At 71.2% G+C, this 22682-nt stretch carries 23 protein-coding genes; 12 read left to right on the forward strand and 11 right to left on the reverse strand.

Annotation, left to right across the window (positions count from 1 at the left end):
• Window positions 1–108: 108 nt before the first annotated feature.
• Window positions 109–999, forward strand: coding sequence for a hypothetical protein (locus tag J8M51_RS42220; RefSeq protein WP_086762577.1), 891 nt, complete (start codon window positions 109–111; stop codon window positions 997–999).
• A 244-nt stretch (window positions 1000–1243) separates the two neighbouring features.
• On the opposite strand, the gene J8M51_RS42225 is transcribed toward J8M51_RS42220, so the two are convergent.
• Together J8M51_RS42225 and J8M51_RS42230 are read right to left on the reverse strand one after the other, a co-directional pair.
• The gene (locus J8M51_RS42225; RefSeq protein ID WP_086762579.1) at window positions 1244–2035 is read right to left on the reverse strand and encodes a hypothetical protein; all 792 of its coding nucleotides are present in this window, start codon (window positions 2033–2035) and stop codon (window positions 1244–1246) included.
• A 61-nt stretch (window positions 2036–2096) separates the two neighbouring features.
• Window positions 2097–2834, reverse strand: a complete 738-nt coding sequence (locus tag J8M51_RS42230; protein WP_086755679.1) for a hypothetical protein — start codon at window positions 2832–2834, stop codon at window positions 2097–2099.
• Between the two features lie 197 nt (window positions 2835–3031).
• Between J8M51_RS42230 and J8M51_RS42235 the strand changes: the two genes are divergently transcribed.
• From J8M51_RS42235 to J8M51_RS42250, 4 genes are all read left to right on the forward strand, one after another.
• Window positions 3032–3787 (forward strand): SDR family NAD(P)-dependent oxidoreductase, encoded by a 756-nt coding sequence (locus J8M51_RS42235; protein ID WP_086755678.1) that lies wholly within the window; start codon window positions 3032–3034, stop codon window positions 3785–3787.
• A gap of 100 nt (window positions 3788–3887) precedes the next feature.
• The gene (locus tag J8M51_RS42240; RefSeq protein WP_086755677.1) at window positions 3888–5006 is read left to right on the forward strand and encodes an LLM class flavin-dependent oxidoreductase; all 1119 of its coding nucleotides are present in this window, start codon (window positions 3888–3890) and stop codon (window positions 5004–5006) included.
• A 112-nt stretch (window positions 5007–5118) separates the two neighbouring features.
• The gene (locus J8M51_RS42245) at window positions 5119–6849 is read left to right on the forward strand and encodes an N-acyl-D-amino-acid deacylase family protein (protein WP_086755676.1); all 1731 of its coding nucleotides are present in this window, start codon (window positions 5119–5121) and stop codon (window positions 6847–6849) included.
• Window positions 6846–8318, forward strand: coding sequence for an aldehyde dehydrogenase family protein (locus J8M51_RS42250; protein ID WP_086755675.1), 1473 nt, complete (start codon window positions 6846–6848; stop codon window positions 8316–8318). The genes J8M51_RS42245 and J8M51_RS42250 overlap by 4 nt, the downstream gene beginning before the upstream one ends.
• Window positions 8319–8355: 37 nt before the next feature.
• Here J8M51_RS42250 and J8M51_RS42255 read toward each other — a convergent pair whose 3' ends face one another.
• The 4 genes from J8M51_RS42255 to J8M51_RS42270 form a co-directional block, all read right to left on the reverse strand.
• Complete coding sequence (locus J8M51_RS42255; RefSeq protein WP_086755674.1) at window positions 8356–8676, reverse strand: type II toxin-antitoxin system PemK/MazF family toxin; 321 nt, start codon at window positions 8674–8676, stop codon at window positions 8356–8358.
• The gene (locus J8M51_RS42260; RefSeq protein WP_143673178.1) at window positions 8652–8882 is read right to left on the reverse strand and encodes a hypothetical protein; all 231 of its coding nucleotides are present in this window, start codon (window positions 8880–8882) and stop codon (window positions 8652–8654) included. The genes J8M51_RS42255 and J8M51_RS42260 overlap by 25 nt, the downstream gene beginning before the upstream one ends.
• A gap of 140 nt (window positions 8883–9022) precedes the next feature.
• Entirely contained in the window at window positions 9023–9553 is a 531-nt protein-coding gene (locus J8M51_RS42265) for a hypothetical protein (protein WP_086755672.1), read from the reverse strand.
• Window positions 9554–9679: 126 nt separating this feature from the next.
• Window positions 9680–10639 (reverse strand): Vgb family protein, encoded by a 960-nt coding sequence (locus J8M51_RS42270; protein WP_086755671.1) that lies wholly within the window; start codon window positions 10637–10639, stop codon window positions 9680–9682.
• A gap of 165 nt (window positions 10640–10804) precedes the next feature.
• Between J8M51_RS42270 and J8M51_RS42275 the strand changes: the two genes are divergently transcribed.
• From J8M51_RS42275 to J8M51_RS42285, 3 genes are all read left to right on the forward strand, one after another.
• Window positions 10805–11551: a class I SAM-dependent methyltransferase gene (locus J8M51_RS42275; protein ID WP_216591011.1), complete on the forward strand. Its 747-nt coding sequence runs from the start codon at window positions 10805–10807 to the stop codon at window positions 11549–11551.
• A 49-nt stretch (window positions 11552–11600) separates the two neighbouring features.
• A complete protein-coding gene (locus J8M51_RS42280) occupies window positions 11601–12413 on the forward strand; it encodes an alpha/beta fold hydrolase (RefSeq protein ID WP_267300014.1) in 813 nt (270 codons plus the stop codon).
• 61 nt (window positions 12414–12474) lie between these two features.
• On the forward strand, window positions 12475–12774 hold the full coding sequence (locus tag J8M51_RS42285) for a hypothetical protein (RefSeq protein WP_267300015.1): 300 nt from the start codon (window positions 12475–12477) through the stop codon (window positions 12772–12774).
• 18 nt (window positions 12775–12792) lie between these two features.
• On the opposite strand, the gene J8M51_RS42290 is transcribed toward J8M51_RS42285, so the two are convergent.
• Window positions 12793–13206 (reverse strand): nitroreductase/quinone reductase family protein, encoded by a 414-nt coding sequence (locus J8M51_RS42290; RefSeq protein WP_086761411.1) that lies wholly within the window; start codon window positions 13204–13206, stop codon window positions 12793–12795.
• An 83-nt stretch (window positions 13207–13289) separates the two neighbouring features.
• Between J8M51_RS42290 and J8M51_RS42295 the strand changes: the two genes are divergently transcribed.
• Window positions 13290–14156, forward strand: coding sequence for an endonuclease/exonuclease/phosphatase family protein (locus J8M51_RS42295; RefSeq protein ID WP_086761409.1), 867 nt, complete (start codon window positions 13290–13292; stop codon window positions 14154–14156).
• 46 nt (window positions 14157–14202) lie between these two features.
• Here J8M51_RS42295 and J8M51_RS42300 read toward each other — a convergent pair whose 3' ends face one another.
• From J8M51_RS42300 to J8M51_RS42310, 3 genes are all read right to left on the reverse strand, one after another.
• Window positions 14203–15036, reverse strand: a complete 834-nt coding sequence (locus J8M51_RS42300) for an SAM-dependent methyltransferase (protein WP_086761407.1) — start codon at window positions 15034–15036, stop codon at window positions 14203–14205.
• Between the two features lie 127 nt (window positions 15037–15163).
• Window positions 15164–16702, reverse strand: a complete 1539-nt coding sequence (locus J8M51_RS42305) for a CehA/McbA family metallohydrolase (RefSeq protein WP_086761413.1) — start codon at window positions 16700–16702, stop codon at window positions 15164–15166.
• A 153-nt stretch (window positions 16703–16855) separates the two neighbouring features.
• Entirely contained in the window at window positions 16856–17263 is a 408-nt protein-coding gene (locus J8M51_RS42310; protein ID WP_267300016.1) for a hypothetical protein, read from the reverse strand.
• 175 nt (window positions 17264–17438) lie between these two features.
• Here J8M51_RS42310 and J8M51_RS42315 point away from each other — a divergent pair, with 175 nt between their 5' ends.
• From J8M51_RS42315 to J8M51_RS42325, 3 genes are all read left to right on the forward strand, one after another.
• On the forward strand, window positions 17439–18314 hold the full coding sequence (locus tag J8M51_RS42315) for a serine hydrolase domain-containing protein (RefSeq protein WP_267300017.1): 876 nt from the start codon (window positions 17439–17441) through the stop codon (window positions 18312–18314).
• Between the two features lie 59 nt (window positions 18315–18373).
• On the forward strand, window positions 18374–19231 hold the full coding sequence (locus J8M51_RS42320; protein WP_086764223.1) for an LLM class F420-dependent oxidoreductase: 858 nt from the start codon (window positions 18374–18376) through the stop codon (window positions 19229–19231).
• Between the two features lie 228 nt (window positions 19232–19459).
• Entirely contained in the window at window positions 19460–22072 is a 2613-nt protein-coding gene (locus J8M51_RS42325) for a bifunctional FO biosynthesis protein CofGH (protein ID WP_086763814.1), read from the forward strand.
• Window positions 22073–22132: 60 nt separating this feature from the next.
• Here the strand turns inward: J8M51_RS42325 and J8M51_RS42330 are convergent, their stop codons facing one another.
• Window positions 22133–22654, reverse strand: coding sequence for a DUF2165 domain-containing protein (locus tag J8M51_RS42330; protein WP_086763812.1), 522 nt, complete (start codon window positions 22652–22654; stop codon window positions 22133–22135).
• Window positions 22655–22682: the final 28 nt, after the last annotated feature.

Here is a 22682-nt window from a genome sequence, read left to right on the forward strand (position 1 = left end):
GCGAGCGGAATCGTGAGCAGGGATATTTGACCCTGTCGGCACGCCGCCTCCGACGTTAAGAATAAGGAAAGAAAAGTTCCCGCACGAACATTCAAGGAGGGCGAGCTCGTGGCCACAGGACATGCCCGCAACAAGAAGCGCTCCAGGGTCGTCGCCATCGGCATCGGCTCGGTACTCGCTGTCGCGGGCGGCGTGATCGCCGTTCCGGCCGCGATGGCGGCCCTCGTGCCCGCGCCGGCCTCCACGCCGTTCCAGCTCAAGGGTGCCGAGACCTTCGACACCGACAAGCTGATGGCGGCGATCTGCCCGGGCCCGACCTCGGACCTGCCGTTCCAGGACGTCGGCAACTTCTTCATCAACCTGGACACCGGTGAGGTGACGCCGGACGAGACGAACGGCGTCGGCGATCCGGGCACGACCCCTGCGGGCACACCGCCGATCGCCCGAGTCGCCGCGCACTGCGAGTACCCGGCGACCTCCGTGAAGGACTCGGTGGGTGCCGCCACCGACACCTCCGACCTGATCATCAACTGCGGCAACGCGGTCCAGGCGGGCCAGGAGATCACCCATGGCCTGACGACCAGCAGCAGTGTCACGCACAGCGTCTCGGTCGGTGTCGACTTCAACCTCAGCATCATCAAGGACGTCTTCGGGATCGGCGGCGGCGCCGAGGTGACCACCGAATGGTCCTTCGGCGAGGAGATCACCAAGAGCAAGACGGACAAGATCGACGTGCCACCGCGCACCGCCGCCTTCCTCGAACGCGTACCGAAGCTGCGCACCGTCACCAGCACCCCGGTCGCGGTCCTGGAGAGGTTCACCCTCATCACCCCCGACGACGTCCAGAACCAGGACGGCTGGCGGGGCAACGGCAGCGTCCGTATCACCTCGTCCGGCTTCACCATGTCCGCGACGGCTGACGTGCTGGACAAGAACGGGTTCCCCGCCGGTGCGATCCGTGCGCAGGACCGTCCCGTCACGGACGCGGACTGCGCCTGAGCGGACCGCCCGTGACCGTCGGGCGTCCGGGGCACACCGTCCCGGACCTGCCCGACCGGTCGACGGCGCCCGCGAAGGATGTCGCCCGACGTCTCGGTCTCCCCGCCGACGACGCGGAGTTCGCGACTGAGAACACCCTGATCGGTCAGAAATTCACATGGAACGGCCCCCGCGCAATCAATCGCACGGGGGCTCGTTCTGCTTCACTTCTCGGTCTCTACCGCACGTCTCTACCGCACGGTCTCTACTGCACCGCGATATCCGACAACGGGACCTCGACGTCCGTCACGTTCGTGCCGCCCTCGCCGAAACCGGGCTCCGCGCGGACACTTCCCTCACTGTTGAGGATTCCGTTGGCCTGGGGCGTGCCGCACTGCACATTGCGGAGCCAGAGACGGCCGTCCGGGGTGCCGTTGGAGAGGAGCTGCGGATAGAAGGCGTGGATGGTGGTGGCGTTCTCGCCGGGGGAGAAGAACACCGTCTGACCGTCCTGGGCGTCCTTGTACGTGGCGCGCAGGAAGCCGCTCACGTCGGTGCGCTTGTGGGACCACATGAAGAAGGCGATGTGGTCGGGCTTGACCACGTCACTGCGCTTGAAGGTGAACGAGGACGACGTCTCGTCGGTCTTGATGTTGAAGTCCGTGACGTTGAAGGTGACACCGACCTCGAAGAACGAGTTCCCCAGCTTGGTGTCGCCGCTGACGCTGAAGCCCTCCTCCAGCTGGATGACCCGGGCCACGGAGGCCGTGCCGCCGAATTCCTTCTTCGCCTCGGTGTCGAAACCGCAGTTGTCGGTGACGGTGGTGACCCGTTCGTTGGGGCCGAAGCTGTTGCGCTTGTTCTGGACGGGGACGAACTGGCAGTTCTCCAGCTTGTCCGAGTCCGTACGGCAGTCCGTGGCCACCTCGTCGGGGGTCGCGGCGCCGGCGCTGTACATCAGCGGGACGGCCATGCCGAGGGCCACGACCGGCGCCAGGGCGAGGGTGATGCGCTTCTTCTTGCTCCGGTGGTTGCCGCTGCGGCCGGTGCGTGACATGCGTGTCTCCTGTGCGGGGATTCGAGGGGGAGGAGGGGGGAGGGGAGCGGAGGGCCGGGCATCAGCAGTCGGTCAGTACGGCCTTGGAGGTGCCGTCCACGAGCCCGGGTGTGCCCGCCGCGCCGGGGTTGATGACCGGTCCCTCGACGACGTCCGGGGCGACGAAGTTCTGCTCGGGGGAGGGGTTCACGGCGAAGGAACCGGGGTTGGCGTCGATCCGGACCCGCCATTCACCGGTCATCCGCTGCATCTTCGGCGTGAACGTGACGTGCAGGACCTTTCCGACGGGCACCTGCCGCTGTTCGGACTCGGTCGCCGTCGCCGACTTGGTGGTCATGTCGAGGGTGCCCTTGTGCTTGACCCAGGAAAGACCGATGGCGCCGAACAGACCGCCGAGCGCGCCCTGCTGGGTGGCGGTGTAGCGGCCCTGGCCCTGGCCGACCGTCTGGGAGAACTCGGTGGTGACCTCGGACGGCTCGGTGGCGTTCGGCTCGCAGTTGGGGAAGTCGACCGTCACCTTCTCGGTGGGGCCGTCGAAGGTCTCGAAATTCGTCTCGACGAAATCGCAGTTGTCGGCGGCGAAACCGTCGGCGAACCCGCCTCCGAAATCCCTCACCGACTGCTGCTTTCCATTGAGGACGGCGGACCTCTCACACATCGAGACGATCTGCTCGGGCGTCTTCTCGTCGGCCGCGTTGGCCGACGGCAGCAGGACGGTCACCACGGCGGTGACGGTCACGGCGGAGGCGCCGATCGTGACGTAACGGACCTTCTTGTTCCTGAAGCGCCTTTTGGCCATGACCGGTTCTCTCCTTGGGGGTGGCTTTGCCTTCCTTTGGAGAATTATTGAGGTCACTCCCGGCTTTTCGGCAGGGTCAAATATCCCTACTTCGGGGTCACTTCGCGTTGCATATGCGACTGACGTACCGACATCTGACGCTTCATCAGATCAGGCGGTACGCTGACCTCGGCCAACGCACCCCGAAGGGAGTCCTCATGGGCAAGCTCGACGGACGTGTCGTCCTCGTCACAGGTGCCGCGCGCGGCCAGGGCGAGCAGGAGGCCCGGCTGTTCCGGGCGGAGGGGGCCGAGGTCGTCGTCGCCGACGTCCTCGACGATCAGGGAGAGGCCCTCGCCAAGGAGATCGGCGCGCTCTACGTCCACCTGGACGTGAGCGCCGAGGACGACTGGACGGCCGCCGTCGCCGCCGCCAAGGGCGCGTACGGCCGGGTGGACGGCCTCGTCAACAACGCCGGAGTGCTGCGCTTCAACTCCCTCGTCGACACCCCCCTCGACGAGTTCATGCAGGTCGTACGGGTCAACCAGGTGGGCGTCTTCCTCGGCGTCAAGACCCTCGCCCCCGAGATCGAGGCGGCCGGCGGCGGCACCATCGTCAACACCGCCTCGTACACGGGGATGACGGGGATGGCGTACGTCGGCGCGTACGCCGCGACCAAGCACGCGATCGTCGGCCTCACCCGCGTCGCCGCGCTGGAGCTGGCCCGCAAGGGCATCCGGGTCAACGCGGTGTGCCCCGGCTCCATCGACACCGCCATGACCGACCCGGGCGACGAGGCGTCCGCCGAGGCCGTCGCCAGGCTCTACCGCAAGCGGGTCCCGCTCGGCCGGATCGGCCGCGCCGAGGAGGTCGCCCGGCTCGCGCTCTTCCTCTCCTGCGACGACTCCTCGTACATCACCGGGCAGCCGTTCGTGATCGACGGGGGGTGGCTGGCCGGGGTGAGTCTTGTCTGACGACGCGTCAGCTCTTGACCGTCCATGGAGCCGATGGAACAGTCGGGACCATCAGAATCTGACGATCCGTCAGATGGGGCCGTGGGGACGGTGAACCTCCGTGGAATTCGGGCTCTTTGTACAGGGGTACGTGGGCAAGCGGGCCGAGACCGACCCGCTCGCGGAGCACAAGGCGCTGATGGAGGAGACCGAGTACGTCATCCAGGCGGACAAGTCCGGCTTCAAGTACGCCTGGGCCTCCGAGCACCACTTCCTGGAGGAGTACTCGCACCTCTCCGCCAACGACGTCTTCCTCGGCTACCTCGCGCACGCGACGGACCGCATCCACCTGGGATCCGGCATCTTCAACCCGCTCGCCCAGGTCAACCACCCGGTGAAGGTCGCCGAGAAGGTGACCATGCTCGACCATCTCAGCGAGGGGCGCTTCGAGTTCGGCAGCGGGCGCGGGGCCGGTTCGCACGAGATCCTCGGGTTCATCCCCGGGGTGACCGACATGAACTACACCAAGGAGATCTGGGAAGAGACCATCGCCGAGTTCCCCAAGATGTGGCTCCAGGACGAGTACGTCGGCTTCCAGGGCAAGCACTGGTCGCTGCCGCCGCGCAAGATCCTGCCCAAGCCGTACGGGAAGTCGCACCCCGCGATGTGGTACGCCGCCGGGTCGCCGCCCTCGTACTCCATGGCCGCGCGCAAGGGGCTCGGGGTGCTCGGCTTCAGTGTGCAGAAGGTCTCCGACATGGAGTGGGTGCTGGAGAAGTACAAGACCGCCATCGTCGACGCCGAACCGATCGGTGACTTCGTCAACGACAACGTCATGGTGACGACCACCGCGATCTGCGCGCCCACGCACGACGAGGCGGTGCGGATCGCGGTCAACGGCGGGCTGCACTATCTGCCGTCGCTGGTCTTCCGGTACCACGACACGTTCCCCCGGCCCGACGGGTTCCCCGTGTGGCCGGAGACGCTGCCCGAGTACAACGAGGAGTTCATCGAACTGCTCATCGAGGAAGAGCTGTTGATCTGCGGGGACCCGGACGAAGTGGTCCGGCAGTGCAAGCGGTGGGAGCAGGCCGGGGCGGATCAGCTGAGCTTCGGGCTGCCGGTGGGGGTGCCGAAGGAGGAGACCCTGCAGACGATCCGGCTGGTCGGGGAGCATGTCATTCCGAAGATCGACACGGATCCTGTGCACCGGACGTCCCGCTTCCGGGCTGCCGGGTGAGCGCCGTCGCGGGGTGCGGGCCCGGTGGGGCATCTCGCGCAGTTCCCCGCGCCCCTGAAGGGCGCGGCAGCACAGCCGTCGTTTCCAGTGACCGTGCGGAAGGGGTGTCGCGGTGCTCGACCATGTCATCAAAGGGGTGACCGTCGTCGACGGGACCGGCGCCCCCGCGTACACCGCTGACGTGGGCATACGGGACGGGCGTATCGCCGTCGTCGGGAGCGTCACCGAGGAGGCGCGTACGTCCGAGGACGCGGCCGGGCTGGTGCTCGCGCCCGGCTTCGTCGACCCCCACACGCACTACGACGCCCAGCTGTTCTGGGACCCGTACGCCACACCGTCCCTCAACCACGGGGTCACCACGGTCGCGGGCGGGAACTGCGGTTTCACGCTCGCGCCGCTGAACCCCGGCCGTCCCGAGGACGCGGACTACACGCGGCGGATGATGTCCAAGGTCGAGGGGATGTCGCTGGTCGCGCTGGAGGAGGGGGCGCCCTGGAACTGGAACGGGTTCGGGGAGTACCTGGACGCCCTCGAAGGCCGGATAGCGGTCAACGCCGGTTTCATGGTGGGACATTGCGCGCTGCGGCGGTATGTGATGGGCCCGGACGCCATCGGCGGGCAGCCGAGCGACGAGCAACTGGACGCCATGCTGCGGCTGTTCCACGAGGCGATGGAGGCGGGCGCGTGGGGGCTGTCCACCACGCAGTCGTCGACGCACAGCGACGGGGACGGACAGCCGGTCGCGTCACGGCACGCGAAGCCCGCCGAACTGATCGCGCTGTCCCGGGCGGTGGGCGAGCACGAGGGCACCCAGATCGAGGCGATCGTCGCCGGATGCCTGGACCAGTTCAGCGACGAGGAGATCGATCTCTTCGTGGAGATGAGCGCGGTCGCCGGGCGTCCCCTCAACTGGAACGTGCTGACGATCGACGCCGCCGTCCCCGAGCGCGTGCCGCGCCAGCTGGAGGCCAGCGAGCGGGCACGGAAGGCCGGGGGCCGGGTGGTCGCCCTGACGATGCCGATCCTCACGCCCATGAACATGTCCCTCGGCACCTTCTGCGCGCTGAACCTGATCCCCGGCTGGGGCCCGGTCCTGGGCCTGCCCGTGCCCGAGCGGATCGAGCGCCTGCGCGACCCCGCCGTACGGGCCGAGATGCTGCGCCGCGCGGACAGCAAGGAGGCGGGCGTCTTCCGGCGGCTCGCCAACTTCGGGCGGTACGTCATCGGCGACACCTACAGCGAGGCGAACGAGGGCCTGACCGGGCGGGTGGTGAAGGACATCGCGGCCGAGCGCGGCCAGGAACCGTTCGAGTGCCTGGTGGAGATCTGCGCCGCCGACGACCTCCGTACGGTCCTGTGGCCCATGCCCACCGACAACGACCCCGGCTCCTGGACCCTGCGCGCCGAGACCTGGCGCCACGAGGACGTCCTCCTCGGCGGCTCCGACGCGGGCGCCCATCTGGACCGGATGTGCGGCGCCCCGTACACCACCCGGTTCATCGGGGACTGTCTGCGCGGCCGGAAACTGGTCGGGCTCGAACAGGCCGTGAAGATGCTGACCGACGACCCGGCACGCCTCTTCGGCCTGCGGGAACGGGGACAGGTGCGGGAGGGGTGGCATGCGGACCTCGTCCTGTTCGACCCGGAGCGTGTCGACGCCGGCAAGGCCACCCTGGTGCACGACCTGCCGGGCGACAGTCCGCGCCTCGACTCCAAGGCGATCGGCATACGGGCCGTCTGGGTCAACGGCGTCGAAGCGATCCGCGACGACACGGTGACCGGCGCCGTGCCCGGCAAGGTGCTGCGGAGCGGGCGCGACACACGGACGGTGAGTACGAGGTGAGTACCGCGGGGTCCGCGGAGCGGGAGCGGGAGCGGTTGTTCATCGCGGGCTCCTGGGTGGAGCCCGGCGGCGGGCACTACGAGGTGGTCGACCCGGCGACGGAGGACGTCGTCGGGTGGGCGCCGGAGGCCACACCGGACCAGGTGCGCGAGGCGGCCGCCGCCGCCCGCGCCGCCTTCGGCCCGTGGTCGCGGACCCCGGCCGCCGAGCGGGCGGCGATCCTCGCCCGCACGGCGGACCACATACGGCGCCACCTCGTGCCGTACGCCGCGCTCGCGCAGGCCGAGACCGGCGCGACGACCGGGACGGCGCGGGGCATGCAGGTCGGGATCGGCGCGGCCCGTTTCCAGCGGTACGCGCGGGTGGAGCCGGTGGAGGAGCCGATCGCGCCCCAGATCAACGAGGCGGGCCCGTTCGGGAAGGCGGCCGTGATGGGCGCGCTCGCCATCCGCCAGCCGGTCGGCGTGGTCACCTGCGTCACGTCGTACAACAACCCCTGGGCCAACCCGGCGGGCAAGATCGCGCCCGCCCTGGCCATGGGCAACACGGTGGTCGTGAAGCCGGCCCCGCAGGACCCGCTCTCCGTCTACCGCATGGCGGAGGCCCTTCAGGCCGCCGGTGTTCCGCCGGGTGTGGTGAACGTGGTGAGCGGGTCGGGCGCGGACGTCGGCGAGGCGGCCGTGGACTCGCCGGACGTCGACATGGTCAGCTTCACCGGGTCGACGGCGGTCGGGCGGCGGATCGCCGAGGTGTGCGGGCGCGGGATGAAGCGCCAGCTGATGGAGTTGGGCGGGAAGGGCGCGGCGATCGTCTTCGACGACGCGGACGTGGACGCGGCGGTCGCCGGCATCGCCACCACCTTCACCTTCTACAGCGGACAGATCTGCACGGCCCCGACCCGGGTGATCGCCCAACGCGGTGTCTACGACCGGCTGGTGACCCAACTGGCCGCGTACGCCGCCCGGTTGCCGGTGGGCGACCCGCGTGCGCCCGGCACGGTGGTGGGGCCGGTGATCTCGGCGGCCCACCGGGACCGCGTCGAGGCGTACGTCGCACTCGGGCGCAAGGAGGGCGCGCGGGTGGTGGCCGGTGGTGAACGGCCGCCGTACGACCGGGGTTTCTACGTCGCGCCCACGCTCCTCGCGGACTGCACCTCCGACATGCGGGTCGTCCGCGAGGAGATCTTCGGCCCGGTCGTCGTCGTCCTCCCCTTCGACGACGAGGACGAGGCCGTCGCCCTCGCCGACGACACCGACTACGGCCTCATCGACTACGTCTGGTCCGGCGACGTGGCCCGGGCCTTCCGCGTGGCCCGGCGCCTCCGGGCGGGCGGCGTGGGCGTCAACACGGTCGGCCGCAACATGGAGGCCCCGTTCGGCGGCTTCAAACAGAGCGGAGTGGGCCGCGACGTGGGCTCGTACGCGCTGCACGCGTACAGCGAGGTGCAGGCGATCGTGTGGCCGGGGTGAGATGGCCCAGGTGGTGGTCCGGGTGAGGTGATACGGGCTACAGGTCGAAGACAGCGCGGAGGCCGATCTCCACTGCTTCCATGACGCGTTCGTCCACCGGCCCGAGGTCTTCGGTGAAGCGGGCCGAGGACAGGGTGCGGAACTCGCCGAGAACGATCGTCCCCGACGAGGGAGAGCCGACCGGAATGTCCACGAGTGTGGCCTCGCGCACCTTCTGCGGGTAGACCAGGACGCAGGTGGCGGTCTTGTTCTGCGCGTTGAGCGCGTCGGACGAGATCACCAGGACGTGTGCGGGGCCTCCGGCGAAGGACAGCTGATAGACGTGTCCGCGCTTCACCTGCCCGCCACCCGTGCCCATCGTGCCAGGGTGTCCTCCTCGCTCTCGGCGGGTTCCGCCGAGAGCGTCGTGATCCCGGCCTCGGCCCGCATCCGGGCGGACCTGTCCAGCTCCTCGCTGAGCATCTGCCGGCGCAGTATCCGGGCTGTGTACGCGGAGGCGTTCCCCTTCGCCTTCACGAAGGCGGCCACGTCGTCGGGCAGGCTCATCGTCATGTTGACCGTCATGTCGGGCATCATACTCGGACCCGATTCACGCCATGATCGAACCGCCGACCGGACCGTCCGTCGGTGGTTGGTCACTCTCCGCGTTCCCGCCGGGTGCGCTGGTGCGGGCCGTGTCACCCGGTGAAGTGGTCCTGCCCCGCCTACCGGTCGCGGCCGATCGCCAGGGACCACTGGACGCTCGACGGGCCGGTGACGGAGACCGTGCCCGCGCGGGCCGCCTCGTCGACGGCGAACACGTTCTGGATGCTGCTCACCTCGCCCTCCAGGCAGTCCATGGGGAAGGAGGCGCCCAGGGGGCGGAGTGCCACGTCGATCGTGCCCTCGCCCTCGCAGCTCACCACGACGGTGAGTGCCTTGCCCTCGCCCTGTCTCGCCTTGTCGAACTCCAGGTGGGCGCCGTTGCGGGTCCGGTTCTGACGCAGGACGACGCGGTCGGTCAGCGGGTCGAGGGCTTGTTCCGCCAACTCCCGTGGGGTGCCGCCCTCCTGCGCCTCCGCTATCGCCTTCGCCTGCGCCGGGCTCCGCTCGGCCGCGCGGACGGGTTCCCTGTCCGCCCCGGCGTCGCCGCTCGACGAGCAGGCGGCGAGGGAGAGGAGGGCCGCCGCCGACAGCAGGGTGAGCGCGGCGGCGGTGGGGCGGGACGACCGAGTCGTGCGAGACGCGCGTGACATGAATGACCCCCGTCAGTAGGCCCGTTGGCGGCGGGCGAGGCCGTGATCGTGGCATCGGCGCGAGAACGGCGACAAGGCGGAGCGGCGGGTTCAGAGCAGGATCTGAGGTTGGCGCCCCGGGACGGTTCACCCCGTCGAACGCCCCCCGGTCACGGTCGTCACGCGGGCCAGGGCGCCGATCTCCAGCGCGGTCCACATCGAACCGTCCGGGCCCAGGGCGATGCCGTGGGGCTCGGAGGACGGGGTGGGGAGGTCGTGTTCGTGGAGGGTGTGGTGGTGGCCGTCGAAGGTGATCAGGCCCACGCGGTTCGCCCCCCACTCGGTGAACCAGCAGCCCCCGTCACCGTCACCGTCACCGTCGCCACCGGCCGCGGCGGCGATGGCGTGCGGGCGGCATTCCGGGTCGGGGAGGGGGAACTCGTCGATCTTCCCCTCCACCGTGATCCGCCCGATCCGGCCCGCGCCGATCTCCACGAACCACAGGGCCCCGTCCCCACCGGCGGTGATACCCACGGGCGCGGCACCCGGCGTGGGCAGCGGATGGACCGTGATCTCCCCGGCGAGGGAGACGGCGCCGATCGCGTCCGCCTGGTTCATCGTGAACCACAGCCGGCCGTCCGCCCCGGCGGCGATGGCCGAGGGGAACGCCCCGGCGAGCGGCAGCGGGAACTCGGTGACCTCCCCCTCGGTCGTGATCCGCCCGATCCGGTCGGCCCCCGCCTCCGTGAACCACAGCGCCCCGTCCGGCCCGGCGGCGATCCCGAACGGCCCCGCGTCCGGCGTCGGCAGGGCGTAGGACGTGACCTCCCCGGCCGTGGTGATCCGCCCGATCCGATGCCCCCGGAACTCCGTGAACCACAGGGCGCCGTCCGGCCCGGCGGTGATGACCGACGGCCCGCCGGTCGTGGATCCGAGGGCGTACGACGTCACCTCACCGTCGGGCGTGAGCCTGCCGACGCGCCCGGCGTGGACCAGCGTGAACCACAGCGCGCCGTCCGGGCCGGCCGCGATTCCGTAGGGCCCCGCCTCGGCGTCGGAGACGGGGAACTCCGTGAGGGACACGAGGGACGTCGAGCGAGAGGGCATGGATGCGGTTCCCCAGTCGGTGGTCGGCAGTCGGTGGTCGGCAGCCGGTGATCGGTAGGCAGGTCGTCGACGCACAGGGTTTCAGACCATTCGTGCCGTGTCGCCTGAATTCTGGTGCGGGGACGGGCTGTTGGAGTGGACGCCCCCGCCCCTACCGTGAACCGCATGGCTGACGAGATCTTCCGTGACCGGCGGCTGGCCGAGCTGTACGACCCGCTCGACCCCGACCGCGGCGACCTGGACGCCTACCTCGCGCTCGCGGAGGAGTTCGGCGCGCGGAGCGTGCTGGACATCGGCTGCGGTACGGGCGTGTTCGCGCTGCTGCTGGCGGAGCGCGGGGTGGAGGTCGTCGGGCTCGACCCGGCCGGCGCGTCCCTCGATGTCGCGCGGGCCAAGCCGGGCGCGGACCGGGTCCGCTGGATCCACGGCGACGCGACGGCCCTCGCCCCGCTCCCTCCGCTCCGGACCGACCTCGTCACGATGACGGCCAACGTGGCGCAGGCGATCGTGGACCCGGCGGTCTGGCGGCGGACCCTCACCGCCGCCCACGAGGCCCTGCGGCCGGGCGGCCACCTGGTCTTCGAGACCCGCGACCCGGCCGCGCGAGCCTGGGAGGCGTGGAACCGCGAGGACTCGTACACGGTCACCACCGGGGTGCCGGGGTGCGGCACGGTGGAGAGCTGGGTGGAGCTGATCGAGGTCGCCGCCCAACTGGTGACCTTCCGTTGGCACTGCGCCTTCGAGGGCGGAGGCACCGCGCTCACCTCCGACTCCACCCTCAGATTCCGCGAGCGCGAGGAGATCGAGGCGGATCTTCTCGCGCACGGATACGAGCTGGAGGACGTACGGGACGCCCCTGACCGCCCGGGGCGGGAGTTCGTGTTCGTGGCGTGTCGGCCATCGGCGTTCTGACCGATTCGGCCCCTTTCGCCGTCTCGGCGGGGCGGGCAGAGTCATCGCCATGGAGCGCATGGAGTGCATGGTGAGGGTCGAGGGCGGCGAGGTCTGGGCGGAGGACACGGGCACGGGAGCCGGAGCGGACGGATCTCCCCTCGCGCCTCCCCTCGTGCTGCTCCACCCGGGCGTCGGGGACTCGCGGGTCTGGGACCGGGTGGTGTCGGGCGGCCTGGAGGCCCGGCACCGGGTGATCCGGTACGACGCGCGCGGCTTCGGCAAGTCACCGCGGCCGGGTACGTCGTACACGCAGACGAGCGACCTCCGGGCGGTCCTGGACCACTTCGGCGTGGCCCGCGCGGTGGTCGTCGGGTCGAGCATGGGCGGCTCGACCGCGATCAGTTTCGCCCTGGAGGAGCCCGCGCGGGTGGCGGCGCTCGGGCTGCTCGTACCGGGGGTCAGCGGTTACCCGGGCCTGGAGTCGGCGGAGTTCACGGAGCGGATCGGGCAACTCGCCAAGGAGGGTGACATGGACGGCCTGGTGGCGCTCGCGCTGGGCGTGTGGGGCGCGGCGGGCCCGTCCCCCGACACCGAGGCCGAGGCGGCGCTGCGGGCGGCGATCCCCGCCTGGTTCACGACGTACGGCCACGACACCCCGGCACCGCCCGCCTTCGACCGCCTCGGTGAACTCGGCCTCCCCGCGGCCCTCCTCCTCGGCGAGCAGGACCAGCCGGAGGTCGTCCGCTGCAACGAGGCGATCGCCGCCCGCCTCCCCGACTGCCACCTCGTCCGGCTCCCGACCGCCGACCACTTCCCGACCCTCCGCGACCCCGACGCCGTACGGGACTTCATCGAGGAGCTGTGCAAGCGCGCCGGCTGAGGCAACCCCTCCCGGGGACGCGGCGGTCCTACCGGACGTCACCGACCGAAGGGCGCAGTCCATGCAACGCGATCCCGCTTCCGCCCCCGCCCCCGCCCCCGCTTCCGCTCCCGATCCGGACCTCTGTCTGAGCGTTCCGAGAGGCTTCGACGACTCCGACGCCGAGACCCAGGTGCACCCCATGGCCAGGAAGCTGTTCCCGGCCGTCACGGCCGCGGACGCCTTCCGCAAGGCCCAGGAGTGGGTGGCGGAGCACGATGTCTTCCTGGTCGACGTCTCCTGGGACTTCGCGCACGACGAGGACGAGCCCTGCACCCTGAGCGTCTACTTCACGTTCGAGCCGGAGCCCGAGGAGAGCTGACCGGGCTCCGGCACGGGCTCAGTCCGCGGCTCGCCCGGACCCGCGCAGGTCCACTCGTACCGTCAGCAGCCGTGAGCCCAGGAGCCGGACCGCCGCGCTGTTCATACGGGGCAGGGTGCGCAGCCGGGCGACCGGGTCGTCGTCGGGGAGGAGGCGGGCCGTGCCCTCGTGCCAGCGGCCCCGGACGCGGACGCGGACCGACGGGTTCGCCTTGATGTTGCGGACGTACTGGGACTTCTCGCCGTACTCCGAGACCAGCCAGAACGTGTCGCCGACCCGGCGTCCGCCGATGGGGGTGCGGCGGGGCAGGCCGGAAGTGCGGCCGGTGGTCTCCAGGACGGTCTGGAGGGGGAGCCGGCGGAGGACAGGGTTGGCGACATGGCGCTGGAAGGCCGTGACGACGCGCTGTTTGCGATCCGTGTCGTGGGACATCGGCTTGGTTCCCCTCGGGGTGTGGGAGATACGGGAGGTACGGGTTACAGGATCGGGTACGGGGTGAGGGCGGTGGTCGGCCGGTGCGGGTCGTGACATGGAACCTGTGGTGGCGGTTCGGACCGTGGCAGGAGCGGCAGAAGGCGATCCTTGCCGTGCTGCGTGAACTGCGGCCCGACGTGGTCGGGTTGCAGGAGGTCTGGGAGCGGGACGGCGGGGAGCACGGGGACGCCGGGGAGCACGGCGGGGAGAACCTCGCCGGGTGGCTCGCCGCCGAGCTGGGCATGCACTGGGCCTGGGGCGAGTACGGCGACACCGGGCGCTGGCGGCGCCGGATCGGTGACCCGTCCGTCGGGGTCGGGACCGCCGTGCTGAGCCGGTGGCCCGTGCTGGAGCGGGAGGCCGTCGGACTGCCCGCGGCGGACGGCGGCACCACGCGCGGTGCCCTCTACGCCCTTCTCGACGCCCCCGGCGCGCCCGTCCCCTTCTTCACGACCCACCTCAGCTCCGAGATGGACGCCTCCGCGCTGCGCTGCCGCCAGGTCACCGAACTGGCCGCGCTCGTCGCCCGCCACCGGGACAGGAGCACCCACCCGCCCGTGATCACCGGCGACTTCAACGCCTGGCCCGACTCCGACGAGGTCCGGCTCTTCGGCGGCTACCGGACCGCGCCCGCCGTCCTCGGGCAGGTCTTCCTCGATGCCTGGGAGTACGCCGAACCGGGCGCGCCCGCCGCCACCTGGGACCCCGCGAACCCGTATGTCGCCGAGTCGTTCGGCCCGCGCGTGCGGATCGACTACATCCACGTCGGGCCGCCGGGCCCCGGCGGACTCGGTCATGTACGCGCCGTCCGCAGGGCGGGGGACGCCCCCGTCGGCGGTGTATGGCCCTCCGACCACATGGCGGTCGTGGCCGACCTCGCGGACGGCGGCGCGGCCGGCACCCGCTGAGGGTCCCGGCCGCGCGCCCCGTCCACGTGCCCTACGGCTTCCTGTCCTACGGCTTCCTGCCCAGCCCTCCGTGCTGCCCGATCGGCTTCGGCGCGCCCGCGTCCGCGTCCGTGGCCTCCGGGCGCCACAGCGGTACGGAGACGATGCCGGGGTCGACCAGGTCGAGGCCGTCGAAGTAGCCGGTGATCTGGTCGATGGGGCGGAGGAAGTACGGGACGGCGCCGGTCTCGTTGTAGGCGTCCTGGGCCCGCTCGTAGTCCGGGTCGGTGCCCCGGGAGCCCTCGTTGATGTTGAGGTAGCTGCCGGACGGGAGACCGGCGAGCAGACGGCGGACGATGTCCCGCGCCTCCTCGTACTCGGCGACATGCCCGAGGATGCCGCTGAGGATCAGCGCGGTCGGCCGGGACAGGTCCAGCGTCGCCGCCGCGGCCTCCAGGATGCGCTCCGGGTCGTAGAGGCTGGCGTCGATGTACGCGGTGGCGCCCTCCGGGGCGGAGTAGAGCAGCGCGCGGGCGTGGGCGAGGACCATCGGGTCGTTGTCGACGTAGACGATCCGGGCCTCCGGCGCGCTGCGCTGGGCGACCTGGTGGGTGTTGTCGGCCGTGGGCAGCCCGGTGCCGACGTCCAGGAACTGCCGGACGCCCTCCACCTCCACCAGATGCCGGATGCTGCGCCGCAGATACGCGCGGCTGCTGCGGGCGATGGTGACGATGCCGGGGAAGGCGCCGGCGTACGCGTCGCCGGCCGCCTCGTCCACGGCGTAGTTGTCCTTGCCGCCCAGCCAGTAGTTCCAGATGCGGGCGGAGGCGGGCACCGAAGTGTCGACCTTCTCCTTCGCCGTCGGAGCCACCGGGTCGGGCGTGGTCGCGTTGTCGGTCATGGGCGCCGTCTCCTTGGCCATGCAGATGCGTCGTCACACATACAGACGCACGTACTGTGTCGAGCCAAACCTAAGGCCCAACACAGGTGTTTCGTACGCGGGTTCTCCCCGGACTTCCTGGTGGCTGCTATCGCCGCCCGAGGAAGATCGGGTTGGTGAAGGCCGCGAGCGGGCCCGGGAAGCCCGGCACGATCGGCGGCCGGCGGACCTCGGCGCGGACGTACGCCGCGTACGAGGCCGTCGTACGCCACTGGGCCGAGCCGGAGCCGTCGCCGGACGCCGGGATCTCGGCCGAGGTGAACAGGGCGCCCTGGTCGGTGACGAAGCGGATGGTGCAGCCGGCGGCACCCGTCGCCTCCAGCCGGACGGTGACCGGCGCGTCCGCGTCCACCGTCAGCCGCTCCCCGATGCCCGCGTGCTCGCCCCGCGCCCCGGACGCCGTGAACGCCACCGACACGTCCTTGGACTCGGCGACGTACGAGCGGCCCGCCCGCAGGCCTTCCTGGATGGCCTCCCGGGTCAGGTCGTCGGCGAGGACGACCGTCTGGGGGCGGCCCACGGGATCGGGGTCGCGGTGCGCGTCGCTGTTGCCCATCGCCGGGATCCAGTCCTGGCGGCCCTCGCGCACGGCGGCGACGAGCATGCCGTCCCAGTCGGCGAGCGCCACCTCGTCCTCCGGCGAGTACGCGCCGTTCCACACCTCCACCGCGTCCGCCTCGCCGAAGCCGAACTTCCAGTTGCAGCCGATGCAGGTGGCGTGCGGATGCGCCGGGACGACCAGGCCCCCGGCGCGCCGGATCTGCCGCGCGTACCGGCCGAACCGGTTGTCCCGCGCCCGGTACCGCCAGTCGACGAAGGTCCCCGGGTCGACCCCGAGCGCCACGACATGGCCGTTGCGGGTGGTGACCTCCTCGCCCAGCATGATCAGCAGGTCGTCACCGGCGTGCTCGGCCCAATGGGCGTGCGCGGACTGGGTGTTGTGCTCCGAGCTGTTGATGAAGTCCAGCCCCGCCGCGCGGGCCAGCGCCGCCAGTTCGCCGAGGGTGCGGCGGCCGTCGGAGTACCAGGAGTGCAGATGGCAGTCGCCCCGGTACCAGGCCCGGCCCCGCCCCTCGGCCCGCTCCGGAGGGTAGACGGGGGCCACCGCCGTGGCCGGCCGGCCGTAGGTGAGGGTGATCGTGATCTCGTACGGCAGCCCGTCCGGGGCCACCGTGTACGGGCCCAGCGCGATGTGCCAGGTGCCGGGGCGGACCGGGCCCGGGATGTACCCCGGGGTCGCCTCGTCCGCGCGGATGAAGAACTCCGTGCGCGCGCCGCCCGACCAGCCCCGGAAGCCCTTGCCGCCGAGTTCCGTGCCACGCTCGTCGAAGACACCGATGTCGAGTGCGTTGCCCATCGTGCCGGCCGGGACGGCCGGTCTGTCGTAGCTGTACGAGACCTTCAACTCCCGTACACCGGACGGAACTTCGACCGGCAGATACACGAAGTCGGGGGAGCCGGGGGGAAGCGTCCCCCGGATCGCCCTCGTCTCCTGGTCACCGTGCGCGGCCTCGGCGCCGCTCGTCCCAAAGGTCACGCCTCCCAACGTAAGCGCGGCCGCCGCCGACGTCACGAACAGCGCGCGCCTTCCCAGTCCGTTCCCGTCCCCGTGATGGTCGTCGCACATGCTGCTGCTCCCCAGGTCGGCCGTGAGTGACATGGCGTGGGTGATGCGTGGTGCGGAGGTGGTGCGTGCCACCTTCCTATGCGGTGGTGAACTGGGGGACAAGGGAGGGAAATCGCCGGTTTTCCTTACGGCGTGCGGACGTCGTCCGGTGCGTCACGGAGTGCAGACGTCGGTGAGTTCGTCGGCCGCCGTGTCGATACGGCTGGTGTCGGGGTCGGTGTCGCCGTTCAGGACCGACCGGTTGTAGTCCCTGACGGCCGTGGTGAGATCGTCCACCGCCTTGTCGACCTCGCTGTCGTCGTCGGCCGCCCGGCCGCTGATCTCGTCGAGGTTCTTCTCGATGGTGTCGACGGACTCGCCGGTCCGGGCGGGATCGTTCGCCGCCTCCAGCCCGGCCCGGTGGATGTCCCGGAGACTCTCGGCGATCGTGTCCGCGTTCGAGACACAGTCCAGCGAGTCACCGAACTCGCAGCCGGTGAGCAGCCCCGCGGAGAGGACGAGGGCGGCGAGGCCGGTGCCGAGGGCGGCGGTACGGCGGCGGCGGGGGCGGTTGGCGGGCATGAGGTGGACCTTCCGGTGGGAGGCGTGGGCTGCGCGATCTCTGACGACCACGATCTCCTCACCCGCCCTGCGTCACGAGGGACCGGCCTCCCGGATCGATGGTGCAGCCCGCTACACCTACGCTTCTTCATCCATCCGACCCCGCCCGAGCGGGAGATGCAGGAGACACAGAAACATGCGGACACCGATCTGCCGGCTGGGCGGAGCCGGGATCAGCGACCGGGTGGCCCACGGCCACGACGCGGACCGGTTCGTGGAGATCGGCTCCCTCACGAAGGTGGTCACGGGGACCGTCCTGGCCCGGTTGGAGGCGGGGGGAGGGGTCGGCTTCGACACCCCGCTGGAGGAGTGCCTCGACGACGTGCCGCGCGGCACCGGCATCACCCTCCGGCATCTCGCCGAGCACACCTCGGGCCTGCCTCGCCTGCCCCGGCTGTCCCACGCGTCCGCCGGGACCCCCGGCTTCCCGGACGACCCGTACGCCGGTTTCACGGAGACGGCCCTGCGGGAGCAGTTGCGCGATGTGTACCGGCTGCGGACCGGACGGCCGGGAGAGGAGGAGTACTCCAACCTCGGGTACGCCGTGCTCGGGCTCGCGCTCACGAGTGTCACGGGACGCTCGTACCAGGAACTCGTGGACACCCACGTCCTGTTGCCGCTCGGGCTGGCGGCGGGGTCGATGACGGGGAGCCCGCCGGAGGAGCGGCGCCTCGTGCCGCGCGACCTGTTCGGCAGGCCGCGTCCGCTGTGGACGATGACCGGGGCGATCCTGCCGGCCGGCGGACTGTGGTCCGGCAGCCGGACGCTGGCGGATCTCGTGGTCGCCCTGCTCGTGGACCGCCGGTTCGGCGAACCGGCGCCCTCCTGGCAGCGGGGCCCCTCGCTCCGCTGGCACGACGGCGCCACCCGTGCCTCGTCCGTCGTGGCCGCCGCGTACGACGACGGCCGCTGGGTCCTCGTCCACCGCCTCGGCACCCTGTCCCGCACCGGCACCCTGGCGAAGCGCGCCCTTCTGGCGACCACGGCACCCCAGGGCACCGAGCACGGCTGACGACACCGGGCCGACCGGTCGGTATGGACATCCTTGTCCCGAGCCGCTAGAGATGACACATGCGCATCTCCGTGACGATCTTCCTCACCGACGAGACGATCACCCCGACCCGGCTCGCCCGCGAGCTGGAGCAACGCGGTTTCGCGGGGCTCTACCTCCCCGAGCACACGCACATCCCCGTCGAGCGGACGACCCCGTACCCGGCGGGCGGCGAGCTGCCGCGCGAGTACGGCCGCACCCTCGACCCCTTCGTGGCGCTCGGCCAGGCAGCCGCCGTCACCGAGCGGCTGGGGCTCGGCACCGGGATCACACTGGTCGCGCAGCACGACCCGATCGACCTGGCGAAGCAGATCGCCACCGTCGACCACCTCTCCGGCGGCCGTCTCACCCTCGGGCTCGGCTACGGCTGGAACGTGGAGGAGGCCGCCGACCACGGGGTGGAGTGGCGCACCCGGCGGGAGCTGGTGCGCGACCGCATGGCGCTGATGCGGGCGCTGTGGGCGGAGGAACCGACGGCGTACGAGGGGGAGTTCGGGAGCGTACGGGCGAGTTCCGCGTACCCCAAGCCGGTGCGGAAGGCGCGTGGGCCGGTGGTCGGGCCGCGCACGCTGATCGGCGGCGCCGCGGGGCCGAAGCTGTTCGCCCACATCGCCGAGTACGCGGACGGATGGCTGCCGATCGGGGGCCGGGGGCTCGGGGAGGCGCTGCCGGTGCTGCGGCAGGTGTGGGCCGACGCGGGGCGCGATCCCGGGGGGTTGCGGGTGGTGCCGTACGCGGTGCTGCCGAGCGCGGGGAAGCTGGCGTACTACGCCGAGCTGGGCGTCGAGGAGGTCGTACTGCAGCTGCCTCCGGCGGGCGAGGGAGAGGTGCTGGGGATGCTGGACGAGTTCGAGGCGTTCCTGGGGGAGGGTGCCTGATGGTGCGGGGTGCGGGGTTCGTCGGTGGGCCTGGAGGGCGACCGCCGACGGGTCTGAAGGACGACCGGCGGCGGTCCCGAGAAGCACGGGGCGCGGCCCCTGCTTCTCAGGGGCGCGGGGAACCGCGCGAGAAGCCCCACGCACCCGCACCCGCCGATGAAACCCGCAGCCCCGAGCTATGAGGCGCCCCCTCCACCGGCGGAGCCAAGTCGCTCGTATGCTCGACGAATGACGACTTCCGCGACCTCTGGAAACGGACCCACCGGCCCCGACGGCTCCACCGGCCCGACCGAGAACGCGATGCGGCGCGCGCTCAAACGGGCCCGTGACGGCGTCGCGCTGGACGTGACCGAGGCGGCCGTGCTGCTGCAGGCGCGCGGCGCGGCCCTGGAGGACCTGTCCGCGTCGGCGGCCCGGGTGCGGAACGCGGGCCTGGAGGCGGCCGGCCGGCCCGGCGTCATCACGTACTCGAAGAGCGTGTTCATCCCGCTCACCCGGCTCTGCCGGGACAAGTGCCACTACTGCACCTTCGTCACCGTGCCGGGCAAGCTGCGCCGGGCCGGCCACGGGATGTTCATGTCGCCGGACGAGGTGCTGGACGTGGCCCGCAAGGGTGCCGCCCTCGGCTGCAAGGAAGCGCTGATCACCCTCGGCGACAAGCCGGAGGACCGCTGGCCGGAGGCGCGCGAGTGGCTCGACGCGCACGGCTACGACGACACGATCGCGTACGTCCGGGCCATCTCCATCCGCATCCTGGAGGAGACGGGCCTGCTCCCGCACCTCAACCCGGGTGTGATGTCGTGGACGGACTTCCAGCGGCTCAAGCCCGTCGCGCCCTCCATGGGCATGATGCTGGAGACGACCGCGACCCGGCTGTGGTCCGAGCCGGGCGGCCCCCACCACGGCTCCCCCGACAAGGAACCGGCGGTGCGCCTGCGTGTCCTGGAGGACGCGGGGCGCTCGTCCGTCCCCTTCACCTCGGGCGTCCTCATCGGCATCGGCGAGACGTACGAGGAGCGCGCCGAATCCCTCTTCGCGCTCCGCAAGGTCTCCCGCGCCTACCACGGCGTCCAGGAGCTGATCATCCAGAACTTCCGCGCCAAGCCGGACACCGCGATGCGCGGCATGCCCGACGCGGAACTGGACGAACTGGTCGCCACCGTCGCCGTCGCCCGGCTCCTCATGGGCCCGGCGGGCTGCATCCAGGCCCCGCCGAACCTCGTCGACAGCGAGTACGAGCGGCTGATCGGCGCCGGCATCGACGACTGGGGCGGGGTCTCCCCGCTCACCATCGACCACGTCAACCCCGAGCGCCCCTGGCCGCAGATCGAGGAACTCACCGAGCGCTCCCGCGCCGCCGGCTTCGAACTGCGCGAACGCCTCTGCGTCTACCCGGAGTTCGTCTCGCGCGGCGAGCCCTGGCTCGACCCGCGCCTGCTCCCGCACGTACGGGCGCTGGCCGACCCGGAGACCGGCCTCGCCCGCCCGGACGCGGTCGTCGAGGGCCACCCGTGGCAGGAGCCCGAGGAGGTCTTCGTCTCCACCGGCCGTACGGATCTGCACACCACGATCGACACCGAGGGCCGTACGTCAGACCGCCGCGACGACTTCGACTCCGTCTACGGCGACTGGGGCGCCCTGCGGGAGGCGGCGGCTCCGGGGATGGCGCCGCAGCGCATCGACACGGACGTCCGTACGGCCCTGGCGACGGCGGCCGACGACCCCACGAAGCTGACGGACGCCGAGGCGCTCGCCCTGCTGCACGCGGACGGCCCGGCGCTGGACGCCCTCACCCGCATCGCGGACGACGTCCGGAAGTCGGCAGTCGGCGACGACGTCACGTACATCGTCACCCGCAACATCAACTTCACCAACGTCTGCTACACCGGCTGCCGCTTCTGCGCCTTCGCGCAGCGCCGCACCGACGCCGACGCGTACACGCTCTCCCTCGACCAGGTCGCCGACCGGGCGCAGCAGGCCTGGGACCTCGGCGCGGTCGAGGTCTGTATGCAGGGCGGCATCCATCCGGACCTGCCGGGCACGGCCTACTTCGACATCGCGAAGGCCGTGAAGACCCGTGTCCCCGGGATGCACGTCCACGCCTTCTCCCCGATGGAGGTGGTCAACGGCGCGACCCGCACCGGGATGTCGATCCGCGAGTGGCTGACGGCCGCGAAGGAGGCGGGCCTCGACTCCGTCCCCGGCACGGCGGCGGAGATCCTCGACGACGAGGTCCGCTGGGTCCTCACCAAGGGCAAGCTCCCCACCGCCACCTGGATCGAGGTCATCTCCACCGCCCACGAACTGGGCATCCGTTCCTCCTCGACCATGATGTACGGCCACGTCGACCAGCCCCGCCACTGGCTCGGCCACCTCCGCACGCTGGCCCGCATCCAGCAACAGACGGGCGGCTTCACGGAGTTCGTGACCCTCCCCTTCATCCACACCAACGCCCCGGTCTACCTGGCCGGCATCTCCCGCCCCGGCCCGACCATGCGCGACAACCGCGCGGTCACCGCCATGGCCCGCCTCCTCCTCCACCCCCACATCCCCAACATCCAGACCAGCTGGGTCAAACTGGGCACCGAGGGAGCCGCCGAGATGCTCCGCTCCGGCGCGAACGACCTGGGCGGCACCCTCATGGAGGAGACCATCTCCCGTATGGCGGGCTCCTCCTACGGCTCCTACAAGTCGGTCAAGGACCTGATCGCCGTGGCCGACACGGCGGGCCGCCCCGCCCGCCCCCGCACCACCCTCTACGGCGAGGTCCCGGAGGAACGACAGCGGGCGGCGGCCGTCTCGGACGGCCACCTGCCGGAGCTGCTGCCGGTACTGGAGTGAGCTCGGCGGCAGGCGTGTGGGCAGCGCGGGCCGCCGGCCGGACAACGCGCGGGCGGTCGCTCAGTCGACCGCCCGGTCGTTCGTCGGCAGGTACGTGACCAGCAGCACCACTCCGCTCAGCAGGAACACCCGGAGGGCGGCGTCGAGGCCGTTCCAGTCGCCGGACTGCCACATGACGAAGTACTCGCCGCCGATGGCCATGAAGCCGGCGCCGAAGAGGAGGAGGACCATGAGGAGGCCGAGGGTGCTGTAGCGGCGGGCCGTGTGGAAGGCGCGGTGGCCGAGGGCGCGGGCCCAGAAGTACGTGGCCGCGATCAGGACGAGGGCCGCGACGGTCTCCCAGGCGATGATCAGGACGTACGCCGCGTCCTGGACGCCCTTCGACTCGATGGCCCGCCACATCAGATCCTCGTCCTTGAACGTGGTGTCCATCGCGAGGACATGGCGGACGAACTGCTGGTTCGTGCCGAAGTCGGTGATGTTGCCGAACGCCACGAGCGCCATGTACAGGGCGACCGTGCCGACGAGCAGGGTCGAGGCCAGGGGCAGGAGTGAGCCGCGGGGGGTCTGGGATTCAGCCATGGTCCCACTATGTGTGCGGGTCCCCGAT

It is taken from the genome of Streptomyces griseiscabiei (assembly GCF_020010925.1).
GTDB classification, from domain to species: domain Bacteria; phylum Actinomycetota; class Actinomycetes; order Streptomycetales; family Streptomycetaceae; genus Streptomyces; species Streptomyces griseiscabiei.

Excerpts from the sequence above, each read along its gene's own strand:
- J8M51_RS42225 (WP_086762579.1), bottom strand. The coding sequence starts at position 2,035 with ATGTCACGCACCGGCCGCAGCGGCAACCACCGGAGCAAGAAGAAGCGC.
- J8M51_RS42230 (WP_086755679.1), bottom strand. The coding sequence starts at position 2,834 with ATGGCCAAAAGGCGCTTCAGGAACAAGAAGGTCCGTTACGTCACGATC.
- J8M51_RS42235 (WP_086755678.1), top strand. The coding sequence starts at position 3,032 with ATGGGCAAGCTCGACGGACGTGTCGTCCTCGTCACAGGTGCCGCGCGC.
- J8M51_RS42255 (WP_086755674.1), bottom strand. The coding sequence starts at position 8,676 with ATGGGCACGGGTGGCGGGCAGGTGAAGCGCGGACACGTCTATCAGCTG.
- J8M51_RS42260 (WP_143673178.1), bottom strand. The coding sequence starts at position 8,882 with ATGACGGTCAACATGACGATGAGCCTGCCCGACGACGTGGCCGCCTTC.
- J8M51_RS42265 (WP_086755672.1), bottom strand. The coding sequence starts at position 9,553 with ATGTCACGCGCGTCTCGCACGACTCGGTCGTCCCGCCCCACCGCCGCC.
- J8M51_RS42270 (WP_086755671.1), bottom strand. The coding sequence starts at position 10,639 with ATGCCCTCTCGCTCGACGTCCCTCGTGTCCCTCACGGAGTTCCCCGTC.
- J8M51_RS42275 (WP_216591011.1), top strand. The coding sequence starts at position 10,805 with ATGGCTGACGAGATCTTCCGTGACCGGCGGCTGGCCGAGCTGTACGAC.
- J8M51_RS42280 (WP_267300014.1), top strand. The coding sequence starts at position 11,601 with ATGGAGCGCATGGAGTGCATGGTGAGGGTCGAGGGCGGCGAGGTCTGG.
- J8M51_RS42285 (WP_267300015.1), top strand. The coding sequence starts at position 12,475 with ATGCAACGCGATCCCGCTTCCGCCCCCGCCCCCGCCCCCGCTTCCGCT.
- J8M51_RS42290 (WP_086761411.1), bottom strand. The coding sequence starts at position 13,206 with ATGTCCCACGACACGGATCGCAAACAGCGCGTCGTCACGGCCTTCCAG.
- J8M51_RS42300 (WP_086761407.1), bottom strand. The coding sequence starts at position 15,036 with ATGACCGACAACGCGACCACGCCCGACCCGGTGGCTCCGACGGCGAAG.
- J8M51_RS42305 (WP_086761413.1), bottom strand. The coding sequence starts at position 16,702 with ATGTGCGACGACCATCACGGGGACGGGAACGGACTGGGAAGGCGCGCG.
- J8M51_RS42310 (WP_267300016.1), bottom strand. The coding sequence starts at position 17,263 with ATGCCCGCCAACCGCCCCCGCCGCCGCCGTACCGCCGCCCTCGGCACC.
- J8M51_RS42315 (WP_267300017.1), top strand. The coding sequence starts at position 17,439 with ATGCGGACACCGATCTGCCGGCTGGGCGGAGCCGGGATCAGCGACCGG.
- J8M51_RS42320 (WP_086764223.1), top strand. The coding sequence starts at position 18,374 with ATGCGCATCTCCGTGACGATCTTCCTCACCGACGAGACGATCACCCCG.
- J8M51_RS42325 (WP_086763814.1), top strand. The coding sequence starts at position 19,460 with ATGACGACTTCCGCGACCTCTGGAAACGGACCCACCGGCCCCGACGGC.
- J8M51_RS42330 (WP_086763812.1), bottom strand. The coding sequence starts at position 22,654 with ATGGCTGAATCCCAGACCCCCCGCGGCTCACTCCTGCCCCTGGCCTCG.